We start from the raw sequence: 18581 nt of genomic DNA, 5'->3' as shown, positions 1-18581 counted from the left end.
GCGGAGCGGCCGCGCGCCTGCTGCCTTAGCCGGCGGACCTGCCCCGCCAGGTTCGCGTCGGGTCCGCCGAGCAGGACAACGTCTTCAAGCAGCAGCTTGAAGTCGTCGTCTTGCTGCTGAACGGCGGCCAGCACAAGCGCAAGGCCGCCCTTCTCCAGCTTGTCAGCGTGCCGCTTCCATAGTGCCGGAAACGCGACAGCCTCCACGCGCATGATGCGATCCTCGACCTCGAGGAACGCCATCGCCTGCCCTTTGCGCGTCATCATCGGCTTCACCGACACGACCATAATCGGGAAGACGGCGAGCGTCCCGTCCTCCGCCTCTGCCAAATCGACTAAGCGATCGATGCCATGAGGCGATAACGCCTCTTCGACAGCATCGATGGGATGGCCGGACAAATATAAGCCGAGCAATTCACGCTCGAGCTCCAGCTTCTGACCCGTCGAGAACGGCCGAACGTCCGGCAGCTCGACCTCCCAATTGATCACCTCGTCAAAGCCAAACAAATTGATCTGCAGCTCTTCGCGATCCTTCCGCCACTTCGCCGCGGCATCGACGATTTCATCGAGCGCGCCGAGCAGCTGCGAACGATGCCCCGGCAAGGAATCCGTCGCCCCAGACTGCACGAGCGACTCCATCACGCGCTTATTCACTACGCGCAGGTCGACTCTCCGGCACATGTCGGTCAAGCTGTCATAAGGCCGCTCCGCTCGCTCCTTCATAATCGATTCAATCGCTTGCGTGCCTACGTTTTTCACCGCTGCCAGCCCGAATCGGATCGCTCCCCGCGCTTCTCCTGCGCGATGGACCGGCGTAAACGTCACGCCGCTTTCATTTACGTCCGGCGGCAGCACATCCATCCCCATCCGTCTGCACGCATCCACATATTCCGCCGTTTTCCGCTGGTTGCCCGTTACGGATGCAAGCATCGAAGCCATGAAAGGCACCGGGTAATGCGCTTTTAAATACGCCGTCTGGAATGCGAGCACGCCGTAAGCGGCGGCATGGGCGCGCGGGAAGCCGTAATCCGCGAACCGGACGATCATATCGTAAACGAGATTAGCATCCGCCTCGGCGTAGCCCTGCTTCAAGCTGCCTCCGACAAAATGCGCCCGCTCCTCGTCCAGCACCTCCCGCTTCTTTTTGGACACCGCACGCCTGAGCAAGTCGGCTTCGCCCAACGAGAAGCCCGCCATAGCGGAAGCGATCTGCATGATCTGCTCCTGATAGACGATAATGCCGTACGTGTCGGATAGAATCGGCTCCAGCGACGGATGCGGGTATTCCACCTCGACTTGCCCGTGCTTGCCTTGAATATACTTCGGAATAAACTCCATCGGGCCTGGCCGATAGAGCGCAAGCACCGAGACGATATCCTCGAATACGGAAGGCTTCATCTCCTTCAGCACGCGCCGGACGCCCGTCGACTCCAGCTGGAAAATGCCCGTCGTCTCGCCTCGTCCAAGCATTTCGTAGGTAAGGGGATCGTCATCCGCAATGGTTCTAAAATCGATATCCCGACCGTAAAGTTCTTTCACCCAGCGAAGCGTGCGCTCCACGATGGACAAGGTCCGAAGGCCGAGAAAATCCATTTTGAGGAGCCCGACCGCTTCCAGGTTTTCCATCGAATATTGCGTCAACGCCGTTCGATCGGTGCCCGCTTGCAGCGGGACGTAATGCGTTAGCGGCTCCTGCGAAATGACAACGCCCGCCGCATGCGTCGATGCGTGCCTCGGCATGCCCTCCACCTTCATCGCCATCTTCAGCAGCGCTTCCGTTCGCGGCTGCTTGGCTGACGCCTCGCGAAGCTCGGGGCTGATGCGCAGCGCTTCCTCCAGCGTAATGCCGAGCTGATTCGGAATCAGCTTCGCCGCCCGATCCACCTCGCCGAACGGCACATTCATCGCCCGCCCGACGTCCCGTACAGCGGCGCGGGCAGCCATCGTTCCGAACGTGATGATTTGCGCGACATGCTCCTCGCCGTACTTGGCGCTCACGTATGCGATGACTTCGTCCCGGCGCTCGTCGTTGAAATCGATATCGATATCGGGCATCGACACCCTCTCAGGGTTCAAAAAGCGCTCGAACAGCAGCTTGTGCTTCAGCGGATCGACGTCCGTAATGTTCAGCGTATAGGCAACGAGACTGCCTGCAGACGACCCCCGCCCCGGACCGGTGCGAATGCCCCGTTCATGCGCGAAACGAATGAAATCCCATACGATCAGAAAATAGTCGCTGTACCCCATTCGCTCAATAACCGCCAGCTCGTAATCCAATCGCTCCTGCGCAGCAGGCTCCGGCGCGCCCGCATACCGTGAAGCTAGCCCGTCCCGGCAAAGCTCCGCAAGAAAATCAGCGCTCGACATGCCTTCCGGCACTGGTCGGAAGGTCGGAAGCGCCGCCCTGCCCAGCGACAGCTCCAGCCGGCATTTGTCCGCGATCTCCGCCGTATTGGCAATAGCCTCCGGCACATGGCGGAACAGCGCAGCCATCTCTTCGCCGCTCTTCAGATACAGCTGATCGGATGCGATTTTGAACCGGTCCTCGTCTTCGACAGTTTTGCCCGTCCCGATGCAAATGAGCACATCCTGCATCGTCGCATCTTCCGGCTGCAAATAATGCGCATCATTCGTCGCTGCCAGCTTCACGCCGATTTCTCGCGCGAGCGCGATGAGCTCAGGCATCACCTTCTTTTGCTCGATAATGCCGTGGTCCTGAAGCTCGATATAATAATCATCGCCGAAAATCGCCTTATAGCGCAGCGCAGCCGCCTTCGCTTCCTCCGGCCGTCCATGAAGCAAATGCTGCGGCACCTCGCCCCCAAGGCAAGAGCTTAAGCAAATGATTCCTTCCGCATGCGCGGCAAGCGACTCCATATCAATGCGCGGACGATAATGAAGACCTTCCAGCTGACCGATCGTAACGAGCTTCATCAGATTGCGATAGCCGGTTTCATTTTTTGCTAATAGGATGAGATGGTAGATCGGATTCTCTTTTCTCGTTCCTTTGTCAAACCGCGAGCCGGCCGTCATATAAACCTCGCAGCCGATAATCGGGCGAATGCCATTTTCCTTACATGCTTTATAAAAAGGGATCGCCCCGTACATGACCCCGTGGTCCGTTAGCGCAAGCGCATCCATCCCAAGCTCCGCCGCCCGAGCGGCCAAGTCGCGTACCCGCGCAGCGCCGTCGAGCAAACTGTATTCGCTGTGCACATGCAGATGCACGAATCGTTCCCGTCCTTGTTCAGTCGCATTCATCGCCGCTCGTCCCTCTCTCTCTCCGTTGCCTATGCTTGATTATGACTATTTTATCATAATGAGGCTCATAGAGCCCATACAATGTAGCATAGGGCCGGACAGGCCGACGAACAGCGCGATGATTGAGAGATGGAGTGGTTGCGCTTGACGAAAGGAAACGACGAAACGGGAGGAACGCTTTTATGCTGAATAGCCTGTTAACCAAGGCGATCATCGATTTTTTAATCGCATTCGGCGTAGTGGTTGGCGGATCTTTGTTAGCAGGCATCGGATCGGTGCTCGTGCTCGCTTCACCTGCAGCGTACATGCTCGAAACCGCCACCAAGCTTAAAATATGGGCGATTGTCGCTGCTGTCGGCGGCACGATCGATCCTATGCGTTACATTGAAAGCAACATGCTGGAAGGCCATTTGTCGCCGGTTGCGATTCAAATTTTCTACATCATCTGCTCCTTCCTTGGCGCGCATGTGGGAACCGAGCTAGTAAAAGCCATCTGCAAAGGGGCGAGCTAGCATGCGAATTCCCCCGTTTGAGCGATATCCAGGCCTTGTTCGCGGCGCTGGCATCCTGATTCTCGGTGCGATCATTGGAGTTGCTGTATACCACTCTATCTATTTGAGCAACTACAACACGCTTGTGCGATTAAACGGGCAACTGAGAGAGCAGTTGGAGCAAACGACCAAAGACATCGATAAGCTGAATAAATTCAAAAACCAGCATACGGTGATTAAAAGCATCGTCCCGTATATTGAAGAGGAGAACGGAAACCCGATCAACGAGCTGGCGCAAACCGAGCTTAAAAAGCGATTAAAAGAAGATTTGTCCGTCTTCATCGGACAAAGCATTTATAAGATCGATGAAAATGCGAGCTTTGCCCGCAAGCTACTCAAAAACAAAGTGTACGCCAGCGTGCGGGGCACCGACTACATCGTCAGCATTCGCACCATGCTCGTCGTCGACAACGTGCTCCAAGTATGGGTGCACGTGGAGCCATACCAAAGACCGCCAGCTTAAGTAAGCTGGCGGCCTTGATCTGCTCTATCCCGTAAGTTCGCTAGTTCTCGCACCAATAGGGCAGGTTTTTCTGCCCTATTCCACACATTCGCCCGTGTCCTTACCAATAGGGAAGTTTTTTCTGCCCTATTTCACACAATCGCTCGTTTCCGCACCAATAGGGCACATTCTTCTGCCCTATCCCACACATTCGCCCGTGTCCTCACCAATAGGGCAGGTTTTTCTGCCCTATCCCACTCGTTCGCCTGTGTCCGCTCCAATAGGGCAGATTTTTCTTCCCTATCCCACACATTCGCCCGTGTCCTCACCAATAGGGCACATTCTCCTGCCCTATTCCACACATTCGCTCGTGCCCACACCAATAGGACAGGTTTTTCTGCCCTATTCCACACATTCGCTCGTTTCCGCACCAATAGGGAAGATTTTTCTTCCCTATCCCACACATTCGCCCGTGTCCTCACCAATAGGGAAGTTTTTTCTGCCCTATTCGACACATTCGCTCGTGCCCACACCAATAGGGCAGGTTTTTCTGCCCTATTCCACGGCACATTTCGCTTTACCCCTCGAACCGCTTTACCACGATAACCGCATTATGCCCGCCGAAGCCGAAGGAGTTCGACAAGCCGATACGCATGTCCGCTTGCGTCGCGGCTGCAGGCACGTTCGACAAGCCGCATTCCGGATCGAGCTGCTCCAAATTCGCTGTCGGTGGAATAACGCCCTCGCGCAGGCTTTGAATCAAAGCAATAGCCTCCACGCCGCCCGCTGCGCCTAGCATATGGCCAAGCATTGACTTGTTCGCCGTCACAGGTATTTGCGATGCCTCTCCCCCAAACAATCTGCTGATCGCTTGTCCTTCCGAACGGTCCCCCAGCTCCGTGCTCGTCGCATGCGCGCTGATCACATCGACTTCCGCGGCTTGAACAGCTGCATCCGCGAGCGCCGTCCGCATCGCTTGCTGCGCGCCCGCTCCCTCAGGATGCGTCGCGACGACATGGTAAGCGTCTGAGCTTGCGCCATAACCGATAATTTCCCCATAGATGCGCGCTTCCCGCCGCTGTGCATGAGATAGCGACTCCAGTACGATGATGCCCGCTCCTTCCGACATGACGAACCCGTCCCGTTGCGTGTCAAATGGGCGGCTCGCGCGCGCCGGATCCTCATTCCGAGCAGATAGCGCATGCGCATTGCCGAAGCTTGCCACCGACAGCTCCGTTATCGCTGCTTCTGCTCCCCCAGCTATAACTACATCAGCAAGGCCGAGCCGAATGAGCCGCATCGCTTCGCCAATCGCTGTATTGCCAATCGAACAGGCGGTCACTGGAGCCAGCGTCGGCCCTGTCGTGCCGAATCGAATGCTGATCGACGCTGCTGCCATATTGGCAATCATCATCGGTACGAGAAGGGGACTCACCCGCTCAGGCCCGCGACCTCGCAAGATGGCATCCTGTTCCAGCAGCGTATTCAAGCCGCCGATGCCAGAGCCGACATAGACCCCTACGCGCTCTCGGTCAATCTGTTCGAAGGACAAGCCTGCATCTTCGACCGCTTGCTCGGCGGCCGCAAGCGCGAACTGCACGAACCGATCCATTTTGCGCGCTTCCTTCCGGCCGAATCTACCTTCTGCGTCAAAATCGACCACCGTTCCGGCGATGCGCGTTTTATATCGTTCCGTATCAAACGATTCAATGCGACGAATCCCCGATTCTCCCTGCTTAAGCCGCCCCCACATTTCGCCCACCGTGTTGCCTAATGGCGAAATAACGCCCATGCCTGTTATCACTGCTCGTTCCATTCGAATAACCTCCTCGGCTTCTATTGTGACCGTGTTGCGACTACGTTTTAGTACTTGATACTAAACATGTTGTCACAGTCGTTATCCTATTACAAGTTGCCATTTATACTAGTATAATGGATACTACGACACGTACCTCTACCCTAACGATTACAACGCAGTGACGTTCACAATACGATCGAAATTACGCGTAATATGAGAGGAGCATTGACCAGTGAATCAGACGACCCGATTAGCTGCATTATCCGCATTTCTGAAGGCGCAGCGTTCCAAAATTTCGCCGCAGTCCGTGGGATTGCCGCCCGGCATTCGGCGCCGGACCCCCGGTTTGCGGCGCGAAGAGGTCGCGCAGCTTGCAGGCGTAAGCGCCACATGGTATACATGGCTGGAGCAAGGGCGAGATATTCAAGCATCGTCCAACGTACTCGACGCGATTGCGGCGGCGCTTCGGCTTACGCATGATGAACGGAACTACTTATATGCGCTCGCGCTCGATACGAGCAGCGGAGGAGGTATTTCGTCCGACCTGCATGCGTATAAGCCAGACACGATTAGCGCCCCGCTGCAAAAGATTTTGCAGGAATTGCATCTCTGCCCTACCATCGTGTCCGATCGGCGCTGCCAAATCGTCGGCTGGAATGAAGCTGCGGCGCATGTTTTTCTCGATTTTGAACAGGTGCCGGAGGCTGAGCGAAATATGATTCGTCTCTTGTTCACGCGGCAGGAGCTGCGCCGGCTTGCGGGCAATTGGGAGCAATTCGCGAGCGGGTTCTTGTCCATTTTCCGCGCCTATTACGGGCAGTATGTAGAAGACAGTTGGTATGATCATTTTTTGCAGGAAATGCAAGCTGTTCACCCTGATTTTCAACCGCTTTGGGAGCATAGCGAGGTGCGCACGGCGCCGGAGGTCGAGCTTGAGTTTCGCCATGCGAAGGCCGGCAAAATGCTCTTCCATCTCACATCCTTACAGCTGCAAGGCGGCTCCGATCTTCGATGCAGCATTTATACGCCTGCTGCGGAATCGAAAACGGAAGCAAAACTAGCTAAGCTAATGAACAGCCGCTTACGGGGCTAAGGCGATGCGACGAGACAGGCGGTTGCGAAGCTAGAACGATTTTATGCTACAATAGAAGAAACACGTTGAATCGAAGGAGCTCACGCGCATGGAAGTGCTTCAATGGATCCTATTCGCCGGCATCATCTTAACGTCGGTGCTGTCTGTCATCAATAGCTTCAAATCCCGCCGTGCCCAAGCTATCGCTGAGCGCGGCCTGTACGCGGCCCGCACGAACATCTATATGGGCATTATGCTCATGCTGATCGCGCTGATCCAAATGCTTATGTTCAGCGGCTCGACGCTTCGCGTCATCATTGGCGCCGTTTTCCTCGTCATCGGGCTGTTCAACTTATTTGCTGGACTGCGGAACCGCAGCGCTTATCAAGCGATGAATCGGACGCCTTAGTAGCCGACTGCAAGCTGTAATATTTGATATTGACAGTAAAACAAGAGCCCGTACGTTTCTCCATTCATTGGACAAACGTACGGGCTCTTGTTCATTTTGAAACCAGTTCTCGAATCAGCTCCAACGGCTTCATCGTATCCCCCGCTGTATCGCTAGCTATCGTAATGACCAGCTGCTGCGAAGGTACGACGCACACGTAATTTCCGCCCATGCCCATCGCAAAATAAAACGGATCGCCATCGCTAGTCTCGGAAACCCACCAATGACGTCCGTAATAGCCGAAATGAGGGTACGTCAATTTCTCAGGCACTGTCGTTCGGGCAATCCATTGCTCGCTGACCAGCTGCTTTTTGCCCCAGCGACCCTTGTTCAAATAGAGCGCACCAAATTTATGCATATCCTGAATGGCCGCATGGAGCCCGAAGCCCCCAATGCAAACGCCCCTCGAGTCCTCATGCCATGTAAAATCGCCAAAGTCCAGCGGCGCAAATAAATGACGGAGAGCGAACTCGCGAGCGCTCATCCCTGATATTTTTTGCAAAATAGCAAGCAGCAGATGGCTGCAGCCTGAATTGTAATTCATCACCTCGCCGGGCTCCGCGATCAACGGTCGCTCCAACACATACTTCACCCAGTTGGGACTATGAATCATTAACGGCCAGCCGCCCCATTCCGCCATCTCCGGCCAATCGAACCCTGCCGTCATCGTCAGCAGATGGTCTAACGTAATCCGTCGTTTTCTCGGATCGCTATCTTGTAAAACCGTTGGAAAATAATCTGCGATCGATGCGTTTAAATCCGGAATAAGCCCTCGATCATGCGCAATTCCGATCAAGCAGGAGGTCAAGCTTTTCGTGCAGGAATTCACTTTATGCTGCTTGTTTTCTAGCTTCTTATTCTTGTAATAGCGGAATACAAGCTCATCGTTTTGGCTAATCAAACAGCCGTGTATTTTTTCTTTTTTCAACCAGCTAGTCAACTGATCGTGATTCAGCTTTTCTTGCTTTATCCATACATGCCCCACCCATTCAACTCCCTCGAAGCCCGTTATTTATCATGCCATACCGATAAAATCTTGCCATCCTTCTGCTGAAGCAGTACATAACCGACCCCGCCATCCATCCCATCAGGAAGCGTGCCTTGCACCAGCCATACTTTTTGGTCAGGATCGAATTGCACTATAAGAGGCTTTTCCTCCACGATCCGAGCCGCCCCATAGATTTGATTCAAAACAACCTCTGCAATTTGCGCAGCAGCCTCTTTATTCGGGACGAACCCTTCATTCCTCGACGAAAAATGACTACTGTTCATTTCAACCTTGTAATCATCCAAGTTGAATGCCGCCGCTGGTTCATCCACAGGTTTATCCTTTATTAAAGGCTCGTTGCCTTCATTGGAACAAGCGGTTGCTGTCAGCAACCCTATTGCCAGAACAAGTAACGCTAGCCGTCTTCTCATCGATCTGCCCCCCAGACTCTCGAACTATTAAACGCACAGTATAGGTAAATGTTTCTAATCCAAACAAAAAAACGTCAATTCTCAAAATATTCGAGTGCTTTGTCATCTGTGAAATCACTACGGCGGCTAATGCGAAGCGGTTACGATCAAGAAAATAGACAAGATCAATGATAAAATGATCCTATTAGCTAATTTATTCCGAATTCGAACCATCTGATTCTATATTAGAAAGAAAGGATTGATTATACGATGCTAATAGAGCTTTCCCATCCGATTGTAAACGGCTTGCCCGTCTTCCCCGGCGACACCGAGACCGAATTGACCCAATCTAAGTTTTATCGCATTGACGGATACAGCAACCATCAGTTATCCATCAACATGCATGCCGGGACGCATATCGACGGTCCGATGCATTTGCTGGACTGCAGTACCTACCTCAACGAGTTTCCGCTGGAAACATTCATTGGGGACGGCTGCTTGCTGGACGTGTCACGCGAGTCCGTCATTGACTACAAAGCAGAATACGAGGAGCTCATTTCGCCACAGCAAATTGTCATCCTGCATACGGGACACAGCCGCCTGTTCGGCCAGCCCTCCTATTTCACGGATTATCCGGTACTGACAGTGGAATTCGCTAAATTGCTCGTTAGGAAAAACGTCAAGATGGTAGGCATGGACATGCCTTCGCCTGACAAATATCCGTTCGAGGTGCATCAGCATTTGTTCCAGCATAATATCCTTCTCATCGAGAACTTAACAAACGTTGAGCAGCTGCGCGATATCCCTTCATTCGAAATTATTGCGCTCCCGCTGAATATACGAGCAGACTCCTCCATGGCACGTGTGATTGCACGCGTAAAATACCGGTAAAGATCGCTCCATAGCACGTAAAAAAAACAACGCCAAAAGCATCGTTTCTGCTTTTGGCGCTGCTTATTATTTTGGATTACAACTTCTTTCCGTTCTGCGAAAACGGCTTATGGCTGCCAGTTTACGTTAACGGTTGCCGTACCGGTTGTTGGCGCCGTGAAGGAGTGGTTCGTGCCGCCCTCCCACGTTACTGTCGCGCCGTTCTTCTTCAGGAATTTGTACTGAATCGTCGTTCCTGCCGGCACGCTGACATCGTAGTACCAGGTAGGATAAGACGTAATGACCGAGTTGAACAGCGGTCCGATTGCGCTAGCCGCAGTCCAGTTGCCAAGCTCGCTCACGCTGCCCGTCAGGTACACATTTTCGCCAAGCGCTGTTGTTGCGTTGTTTACGATAAAGCGAACGCTTACCTGTTCACCCGTCAAAATGTTAAAGTTGTTGATCGTGTTGCTGTCAACCGCTCCTGATGTACGAACCTTCACGCCATATTTGCCAGCTGTAATGCTAGGTACGATCGCTTTAATTTCCGTATCTTCCCACGATACGATGTTCGCGCCGCTTACCGCCGTCGTTCCGAAATAAACCGAGCCTGCCGTCGAGCCGAAGCCTACGCCATCAATAGTAACCGTTGTGCCTGGCTTTTCCATCAGTGGACCGACATGCCCGACAACCGGTGCAGTCGCTGCAGTCGTATACGACCAAACGCCTACGCCGCCTGCTGCCAGCGTGAAGGTATTCACCGCTCCGCCGCTGCCAACGGTAATGGAGTTGCCGCTAAGCGTATTCGTCAGAACGTCCGAGTACGTGCCGCTCGGGAGCGACGTAGTCAGTCCCGCGATTGAATAAGACGAAGACAAGTTTTTGTTAATCGCTACGACGGCTACGTTATTGCCGAATTTGCGCTCATAAATATAAACGTCATTGTTGATCCAACGCTGCTGCGTCGAACCGTAAGCGACAGCTGGGTTAGACTTGCGAAGCGGAGCGAGTTTGCTTACTACATTATAAGCCGTTGTCGTGGTCGAGAATGAAGACATTCTCGCACGGTTGCCCGGTTCCGAAGTGCCTGTCATGTATTGCTCCGTGCCGTAGTAAATAGCTGGCACACCGCGGGAAGTCAGCGTCAGAGCAAGCGCTTGCTCCAGCTTGCGTCCGCTAGCCCCTGACACTTGGAAGCGATCCAAATCATGATTGTCCAAGAACGTGACCTGATCGTTAACGGACTTGTAGTCCGTTGCAGTCGAGGAAAGCATCGAATCCAAGCCATACATCGTGTCCGTACCGTCTCGCAAGACTTGACGTACCTTCTGGCCATAACGGAAATCGAGCAGGCTCATGCCGCTTTCATTGGCAAAATAGTTGTTGTTCGGATCTGTTTCGTTCGTTCCAAGGAACCATTCGCCGAATGTGAATACCGGCTTGTAGCTGTTGATAGAGGACATCCAGTTTTTCTGCCAGCCGAACGGCATATGCTTGACCGCATCGACGCGGATGCCGTCAATGCCCAAGTCCAGCCAAGTGCGAATTGCGCTCTTGAAGTAGGAATCAATCGTGCTGTTGTTGTGGTTAATGTCTGCGAGGTCGTAGAGGTTTTTGTAGATGCCGCTCTCCAGGGTGGAGAAGTCCGTTCCGCCGTTATGGTGGAAGTAGCCGTTCGTATCACTCGTATAGCCGCCGAGCAGGGTGCCGTTGTCATAAAGTCTGCCATTTTCGGCGAAGGATGTATTCGTTTCCATCGCTGGCGATGTGTGGTTTGGCGCGAAGTCGATAACAACCTTAATATTGTGGCTATGCGCAGCTGCGATCAGGTTCGCGAAGTCCGTCATGCTGCCGAACGCCGGATTCGTTTTCTTAAAATCTCTTGCCCAGTATCCGTGGTACGCTGTATTGTTCACGCCGGAATAGTTGATGACCGCGTAAATGTTCTCCACTGGCTGCGAGATCCACAATGCCGTAATCCCCAAGCCCGTCAAGTAGCCGTCGTTAATTTTGTTAATGATGCCTTGCCAATCGCCGCCGCAATAAAGCTTCAGGTTCGAGCATGTCCCGTCAAAAGCCGATCCTGTCGGGTTGTTCGAAGAATTGCCGTCCGAGAATCGATCGGTAACGATTTGATAGATGACATCCGTACTGAAGTTTTGCTTATTGTTAACCGAAGTGGCAGGAGACGCAAGTGCTGGCGTAATCAGGCCAACCGCGACGGTGAGCGATAAGGCGAGCGAAGCGGATGCTTTGATCCATTTGTTTTTCATTAGTAACCTCCGTTGAAGTAGGATGCGTTTCATAACAAGGAATACAGACGCTAACGCTAATGCTGATGCCGATAACCAAGATGTGAAAACGCTTTCAAAATTCACGAAAATCGTTCTTCTCGCCGCACACCTCCCCTATAAACGCTGGAGAACACAAACAACCCCGGTCTCTCCACTGGGAGATACCGGGGTTGTTTCAAACCATCATCGGTTTAAAATCATGGCCCTCAAGTTGTGTTCTCTTTTCAATTCGTATTTTATACGCAACATATTTTCGTTGTCAACCACGATATTATTTTGCAAATAATAAACAAAATTCGACATTTTCCCCCTTACTTCGACATCTTAACTATGTTATAGTTTGCCGTAAATAATGTCACATCTTACCTTGCACCTTGAGAATCTGAAGGCTATGTTACCTACCGAAGGTACATCCTCGCGTCCATTTACGCAGGGGCTATGCTTATTTAAAGATAATCAAGGAGTGAATATAACATGAATATCGAAGCCCTCTACCATCGGGCCCAATCGAGCTGGGCGTCGGCAAACGCCGATAAATCAGTTCGAATTCGAATCCGTACAATGCTGAACGATGCGCAAACGATTGAACTAATCTACGGCGACAAGTACGATTGGACATCCACCCTGCAGCAGACCACTATGCACAAGTGGATATCCGATGAGCGCTTCGACTATTGGGAAGCGGTGGTTACCCCGCCTTTTGGAAGATTAAGCTATCGTTTTCACGTAATCGCCGAGGAAACGCATGTCTGGTATGCGGAGCGCTGGTGCAAGGATGCGCCTTATGAGGACGCATTCGGCAACTTTGAGCTTCCGTATGTGAACATCGCGGATGTATTCACGCCGCCAGCATGGGTGAAGGATGCTGTATTTTATCAAATCTTCCCGGATCGATTCGCCAATGGCGATCCTTCGATCAACCCGGCAGATGTCCAGCCGTGGGGAGGAACCCCAACGTTCGACAACCATTTTGGCGGGGATCTTCAGGGCGTTATCGATAAGCTCGATTACTTGACGGAACTCGGAATTAACGCCATCTACTTCAATCCATTATTCCAAGCTGCCTCCTATCACAAATACGATACAATCGATTATTTCGCGGTGGATCGCCACTTTGGCGACATCGGGACGCTTAAACGATTGGTAGCCGAATGCCATAAGCGCGGTATTCGCGTCATGCTTGATGCAGTGTTTAACCATGCAGGACGGTATTTCCCTCCTTTTGTCGACGTCTTGGACAACGGCGCCGCCTCCCCTTACGCTGATTGGTTTCTCATACATGAATGGCCGATTTGCGATACGCGGGGTTCCACGACGTACGAGACATTCGGCTTTGAGCCTCACATGCCAAAGTTCAACACCGCCAATCCGAAGGTTCGTCATTATTTGCTCGACATCGCCCGTTTCTGGATTGAGGAATGCGACATCGACGGTTATCGGCTCGACGTCGCCAACGAGGTTGATCATGGCTTCTGGCGTAAATTCCGTGAGCTTGTCAAGTCGCTTAAGCCAGACGCTTATATCCTTGGCGAAATTATGCACGATTCCATGCCTTGGCTGCAGGGCGATCAGCTCGATGGCGTTATGAATTATCCGATTACCGACTTTATCCTGAAATTCATGGTCAAAGATGTGTTCGATGCCCGCGAATTCGCAGATGCTGTCGGAGGATGGATGGCGCTTTATCCGCATCAAGTGAATGAGACCGCATTTAATTTGCTCAGCAGTCACGACATTCCTCGCCTCTTATCGTCGTGCCAAGGCAATATCGACCGGATGAAGCTTGCCGTCATGTTCCAGTTTACTTATCCAGGCGCACCGTGTATCTATTATGGCGACGAAATCGGTCTAACGGGCGAAGGCGATCCCGATAATCGCAAATGTATGGAATGGGACATCGATCGACAAGATCGGGATCTTTTTTACCATTTTGCGCAAACGATTGCACTAAGAAAAAGGCATGAAGCATTACGAAATGGCATGTTCCGATTCTTGTACGCCCCATCCGACAGCCGCCTGATCGTGTATGAGCGGAAGAACGAGCATGAGCATTTTATCATTGCTATGAACGCCTCTCCAGAGCCACAGACGTTAGACCTGCCACTGCCTGAGGGGCATTGGCAGGATCAGTGGAACAGCCATACCAGGCTATCGGTTGTCGATGGAGGGTCGAAACCGATGGTCCGCCTACAACCCTATGGCTTCCACATCTTCAAACAAACGGAGGAATAGCAATGCAAGCATTAGTATGGACACCCGCACATCGGCTGGAACTGATTGAAGTGGAGGAACCGCGAATCGTCCTGCCAGACGAAGTCAAGATTCAAATCGAAATGACGGGGATTTGCGGGACCGATCTGGCCGTCGTTACCGGCAAGGAAGAAGGCGTGCAAGGAATTATCCGCGGCCATGAAGCTGTCGGAACCGTGCTCGAAATCGGAAGCGCCGTTGATCGCGTCAAGCCTGGCGACCGCGTCGTCATCGATCCGAACGAAAGCTGCGGCGAATGCGATTTTTGCCAACGGAACAAGCCGCATCTGTGCCTCGGTGTCGACGGCAATGGAATGCGCATTGCTGGCATTAATGCACACGGCACATTCGCGCCCCTGTTCGTAACGCGCCAGCGGTTCGTTCATCCTCTGCCGCCGACAATCAGCTCAGCCGCAGCTGTGCTCGTGGAGCCGCTCGCCTGCGTCATCCATAACTTTCATGAGGCGAACGTAACGCCCGATGATTCCGTCTTAATTCTCGGCTCTGGCCCGATGGGCATTCTGTGCCAGATCGTCAGCGCTTCGCTTGCTCGGCTCACTGCGGCAACCGAAGTGAACGAATATCGGCTGGCATGCGCCAAATCGATCTGCGATGCCGTGTTTACGCCCGATGAGCTGAACGAGGACAATGTGCGCAAGCTGCTGGGCAATCGCAAATTCGACGTCGTGATCGATACCGTCGGCACCCAGCTGCACACGGCGGAACAATGGGTCGAGCGCGGCGGAACGATCGTTCCTTTCGGCATTAATGGCGTATATCGGCATACGATCGCTCCAACTGCTTACATCCAGAAGGCGATCAAGCTTATTGGAGCCGGCGAATATCGACATACGTTCGAGCAAGCGCTGCGATTCGCCGCTCGTCACCCGGAAATCGGGCAGTTGGTCACTCGCTCCTATCGTCTGGACGAGCATCAAACCGCCATTAATGAGTTGCTGGGGTATGAACTTGATTCTAAGAAGGAGGTGATCAGTCGAACGATCAAGACCGTTTTCAAACCGTAGTTTAACGAACAAAACAGAGAGAAACAGAGAGAGAAAAAAGAGAGAAAGAGCGATAGGAAGGAGACGCATATCATGGTCAGACAAAATAAGCTAGAAGCCATTCGGGCCTTCATTGCCGGACGCCGGGACAGCGCCGTTGCTCCAATCTGGATTCCCAGCCTGTGGAATGTGTGCGGATACTCGCGCGCAGTGGAGGAGAAAAACGGGGAAATTTGCGTACACCCCTATGATTTTTTCGATACGCATCTGAATTATTTGCTGGAGCGCTCCAAGGACTATACATTCCAGGAGAAAACCAATCTGGACGATAGCGTCATCTATTCTTCCCTTGTCCGTTATTCGACGGCATGGGATACGAATCATGATGGCGAAATCGAGTCTGGCACGTTCCTTCGACTGCTGCTGCTGCTGCCAATGCTCAAGCAGATGGGCGTAAACATTTTGTACATGCTGCCTATCAATCGGTACAGCACGCTGAATCTCAAGGGGGATATCGGTTCGCCGTATGCGGTGCAATCCTTGTTCCATCTGGACCCGAACCTTCATGATCCGCTGCTAGACGGATTGGAAGGCTTGACGATTCACGACGAGCTGAGCGCATTGGTCGAAGGCTGCCATTTGCTCGATATTAAAACGGTCGTAGACTTCATTCCTCGCGTAACCGCGAAAAACAGCGAGTTTATCAAGGAGAACCCGGAGTGGGTTTACTGGATAAAAAATGAAGCGTTGGACGGCTTCGCGCCCCCTCCGATTCCCGAGCTCGGCTTCTTCGAGGAATGCACGCCGGACAAGCTCGAAACGGTGTACCGCAGCGAAGCGACTGCTGGGTTTTTGTCGCATTTCACACAGCCGCCGAACGTGCTGAATCCGGCATTATGGGAGCAGCTGAAAGCACGCTCGATCGAAACAGGCGAAGAATTGCTGACGCTCGTCGAGCAAGAGATGGGCATCACGACTTCGCCAGCGCACTCCGACTGGATTAATGACGTTCAGCCGATTTGGACAGATATTACGTTCCTGCGGCTTTATGAGGATTTTTCCCCTCAGGTTCGCCCTTATCTGCAGCCGGATCAAGCGCCTTATGTGCTGTTCGACACGATCAAATGCAACTACTATCCAGCGGAAAAACCGAATCTAGCGCTATGGGACAAGCTTATCGAAGCGGTCCAATTCAATATCGATACGTACGGCATCGACGGCTTCCGCATCGATATCGGGCATGTTTTGCCGACGCCGCTGCTGACGTCAATCTTCGAGACGATCACAAAAGCGAATCCGAACGCGATTCTAATCAGCGAGGATTTGTTCAATCGCAACCATAAGAAAGCAGCTGCGACGGGCTACAACATCATGCTCGGCAGCGGCTGGAATGTGATGACGGAGATTACGAAGGATAATCTTCTCGGTTATTTGCAAGAGCTGCCGGATCTCAGCATCCACATCTTCGCCTGCTCGGAAACGGCGGATACGCCGCGCATTACGAGCCGTGGCGGCGTAGATCTCGCTCGCATGATCGGCGTCTTCAACCATTTCCTGCCGAACGCGATTCCGTACGTGACGACTGGTTATGAGGTGAATGAGGTTCAGCCACTTAACTGCGGGTTGGCGGACAATACGAGCGGAGCGGATATTCCACGCGCATTTTTCAATAAAATGACGATCGATTGGACGAACGGCAACCCGATGAGGCTGCTGCTTGAGCAAATGACTGCATTCAAGAAGGCGCATTTGGCTCTGTTCCGTCCTGAACATTTCTTTATTGCGGAATCTCCCGCTGATGTCATCGTGTACGGCTATCGCCAAGGCGAAGAATCCGTCATCGTCTGCTGCAATTTAAGCAACGAAGCGACTGTATCGGTCGACCTCGCGTCAATTCAGCCGGGCATCTCCTCGTATGTCGTATCCATTGACAGCAGCATAACCGGCGAGCAGCCTGGCCAGCGTTTGGCTGCCGCACAGCTCTCGCCTAATCAGGCAATTATTCTCTATCACAACAATTTGGAGGTCCAATAACCATGAGCGAATCTACTAATAACAAGAAGAAAGAATTAATCATTTGGCATGAATTCGACGGCCCGGGCGATACCTCCATTGAAGTGCTGGAAGAAATTTGCCGCCTCTATTCCGAGCGCAATGACATCAACGTCACTACGGAAGTAATGAACATTAAAGTGATGGGCGAGCGGATCGGCGAGGTTCATCGCGGCGGACCGAGTCCGCATATCGCATTCGCTCCCTCGGACATGGTGGGCTACTCCGATATCGGAAACCTCTCGAAGGTTCCGAGCGATCAGTACGCCGGCCTGTTGTCAGAGCGCGTGCTGTCCACGATGACGATCGGCAACGAATTGTACGGCGTACCTATTCTGAACGGCAACCATCTCGTACTCTATTACAACAACGAGCTGTTCCCGCAAGCTCCTCTTACGTGGGCAGATATTGAGGAAGCGGCTCCTGCCCTCCTCTCGCAAGGCGTTACGCCTATCGCAGCTGACCTTGCACAGTCGTATTGGTTTATTCCGTTCTTTACTGCTTTCGGAGGATGGCCGATGAAAGACGGAATGCCATCTATCGGCGAGCCTGCCATGAAGGAAGCGTTAGCCTTCGTGAAGGAGCAGATCGGGCAGGGCACGCTTGCGAGCCTCGATGGCTCCAATGGCCTGATCGAGCAATTCATTGACGGGAAAATTGGCGCAATCATTTGCGGCGAATGGATTTTCAACCATCTGGATAAACACCTGCAAGAAAAGCTGAGCATTTGCCGCCTGCCTCGTCTAAACGCAGGCCAAGCGCTCACGTTCTCATCCTCGATCGGGTTCATGTATCCAGGCGGGTCGCTCGAGTCCGAGATGCGCGAGGATATCCTCGACTTCACGAACTTTGTGCTGAGCGAAGAATGCCAACTCATGTGGGCAAACAAGGTACAGCGCATTCCGGCAGATGAGAAGGTTCTTCAGCAGCTAATCGCAACAAGCAGCTCGAACAAAGCGGAAATCATTTCGCAGCTGCAATTCAGCCAGCCAATGCCGAACGACCGCTCCGTCATCCATGTATGGCTCTCAATTGCCGAAGGCTTGCAGCTGCTGCCAAACCACAGTGTCGATGACGCTTTTAATGCCATGAACAAGAAGCTCGAAGAATCGCTTCAAAACGCCCAACTAGCCTAGAGAGGA

Annotated in this window: 14 protein-coding genes; 9 read left to right on the top strand and 5 right to left on the bottom strand. The window is 52.8% G+C overall.

What is annotated here, in order from left to right; all coding sequences use genetic code 11:
* Positions 1 to 3260 (bottom strand): DNA polymerase III subunit alpha (locus PAECUDRAFT_RS16175; RefSeq protein WP_006039192.1); only part of this gene is annotated, 3260 nt, incomplete at its 3' end.
* Positions 3261 to 3442: 182 nt separating this feature from the next.
* Between PAECUDRAFT_RS16175 and PAECUDRAFT_RS16170 the strand changes: the two genes are divergently transcribed.
* Both PAECUDRAFT_RS16170 and PAECUDRAFT_RS16165 read left to right on the top strand, forming a co-directional pair.
* Positions 3443 to 3772 (top strand): YtrH family sporulation protein, encoded by a 330-nt coding sequence (locus tag PAECUDRAFT_RS16170; RefSeq protein ID WP_006039191.1) that lies wholly within the window; start codon positions 3443 to 3445, stop codon positions 3770 to 3772.
* 1 nt (position 3773) lies between these two features.
* Positions 3774 to 4274 carry a hypothetical protein gene (locus tag PAECUDRAFT_RS16165; protein WP_006039190.1) on the top strand — a complete coding sequence of 167 codons (501 nt, stop codon included), beginning with the start codon at positions 3774 to 3776 and terminating at the stop codon, positions 4272 to 4274.
* A 556-nt stretch (positions 4275 to 4830) separates the two neighbouring features.
* Here the strand turns inward: PAECUDRAFT_RS16165 and fabF are convergent.
* Positions 4831 to 6069 (bottom strand): beta-ketoacyl-ACP synthase II, encoded by a 1239-nt coding sequence (gene fabF, locus PAECUDRAFT_RS16155; RefSeq protein ID WP_006039189.1) that lies wholly within the window; start codon positions 6067 to 6069, stop codon positions 4831 to 4833.
* 214 nt (positions 6070 to 6283) lie between these two features.
* Between fabF and PAECUDRAFT_RS16150 the strand changes: the two genes are divergently transcribed.
* Positions 6284 to 7144: a helix-turn-helix transcriptional regulator gene (locus tag PAECUDRAFT_RS16150; RefSeq protein ID WP_006039188.1), complete on the top strand. Its 861-nt coding sequence runs from the start codon at positions 6284 to 6286 to the stop codon at positions 7142 to 7144.
* 88 nt (positions 7145 to 7232) lie between these two features.
* A complete protein-coding gene (locus tag PAECUDRAFT_RS16145; RefSeq protein ID WP_006039187.1) occupies positions 7233 to 7532 on the top strand; it encodes a YtpI family protein in 300 nt (99 codons plus the stop codon).
* A 91-nt stretch (positions 7533 to 7623) separates the two neighbouring features.
* Here PAECUDRAFT_RS16145 and PAECUDRAFT_RS16140 read toward each other — a convergent pair whose 3' ends face one another.
* Both PAECUDRAFT_RS16140 and PAECUDRAFT_RS24815 read right to left on the bottom strand, forming a co-directional pair.
* On the bottom strand, positions 7624 to 8556 hold the full coding sequence (locus PAECUDRAFT_RS16140) for a serine hydrolase domain-containing protein (protein WP_006039186.1): 933 nt from the start codon (positions 8554 to 8556) through the stop codon (positions 7624 to 7626).
* A gap of 23 nt (positions 8557 to 8579) precedes the next feature.
* Complete coding sequence (locus PAECUDRAFT_RS24815) at positions 8580 to 8990, bottom strand: NTF2 fold immunity protein (RefSeq protein ID WP_006039185.1); 411 nt, start codon at positions 8988 to 8990, stop codon at positions 8580 to 8582.
* A gap of 249 nt (positions 8991 to 9239) precedes the next feature.
* On the opposite strand from PAECUDRAFT_RS24815, the gene PAECUDRAFT_RS16130 reads away from it, so the two are divergent.
* Complete coding sequence (locus tag PAECUDRAFT_RS16130; protein ID WP_006039184.1) at positions 9240 to 9860, top strand: cyclase family protein; 621 nt, start codon at positions 9240 to 9242, stop codon at positions 9858 to 9860.
* A gap of 107 nt (positions 9861 to 9967) precedes the next feature.
* Here PAECUDRAFT_RS16130 and PAECUDRAFT_RS16125 read toward each other — a convergent pair whose 3' ends face one another.
* Complete coding sequence (locus tag PAECUDRAFT_RS16125; RefSeq protein WP_006039183.1) at positions 9968 to 12112, bottom strand: alpha-amylase family glycosyl hydrolase; 2145 nt, start codon at positions 12110 to 12112, stop codon at positions 9968 to 9970.
* Between the two features lie 495 nt (positions 12113 to 12607).
* On the opposite strand from PAECUDRAFT_RS16125, the gene PAECUDRAFT_RS16120 reads away from it, so the two are divergent.
* The 4 genes from PAECUDRAFT_RS16120 to PAECUDRAFT_RS16105 all read left to right on the top strand — a co-directional run bounded on the left by PAECUDRAFT_RS16120 (position 12608) and on the right by PAECUDRAFT_RS16105 (position 18575).
* Positions 12608 to 14365: an alpha-glycosidase gene (locus tag PAECUDRAFT_RS16120; protein ID WP_006039182.1), complete on the top strand. Its 1758-nt coding sequence runs from the start codon at positions 12608 to 12610 to the stop codon at positions 14363 to 14365.
* Between the two features lie 2 nt (positions 14366 to 14367).
* Positions 14368 to 15408, top strand: coding sequence for a zinc-dependent alcohol dehydrogenase (locus tag PAECUDRAFT_RS16115; RefSeq protein WP_006039181.1), 1041 nt, complete (start codon positions 14368 to 14370; stop codon positions 15406 to 15408).
* A gap of 72 nt (positions 15409 to 15480) precedes the next feature.
* On the top strand, positions 15481 to 17421 hold the full coding sequence (locus tag PAECUDRAFT_RS16110) for an alpha-amylase family protein (protein WP_006039180.1): 1941 nt from the start codon (positions 15481 to 15483) through the stop codon (positions 17419 to 17421).
* Positions 17422 to 17423: 2 nt separating this feature from the next.
* Positions 17424 to 18575, top strand: a complete 1152-nt coding sequence (locus PAECUDRAFT_RS16105) for a sugar ABC transporter substrate-binding protein (RefSeq protein WP_006039179.1) — start codon at positions 17424 to 17426, stop codon at positions 18573 to 18575.
* Positions 18576 to 18581: the final 6 nt, after the last annotated feature.

This window comes from Paenibacillus curdlanolyticus YK9 (genome assembly GCF_000179615.1).
In the GTDB taxonomy this organism is placed as follows: domain Bacteria; phylum Bacillota; class Bacilli; order Paenibacillales; family Paenibacillaceae; genus Paenibacillus_T; species Paenibacillus_T curdlanolyticus.
Note: the sequence above shows the minus strand (reverse complement) of the source record. Positions and strands in the feature narration are given on the sequence as shown.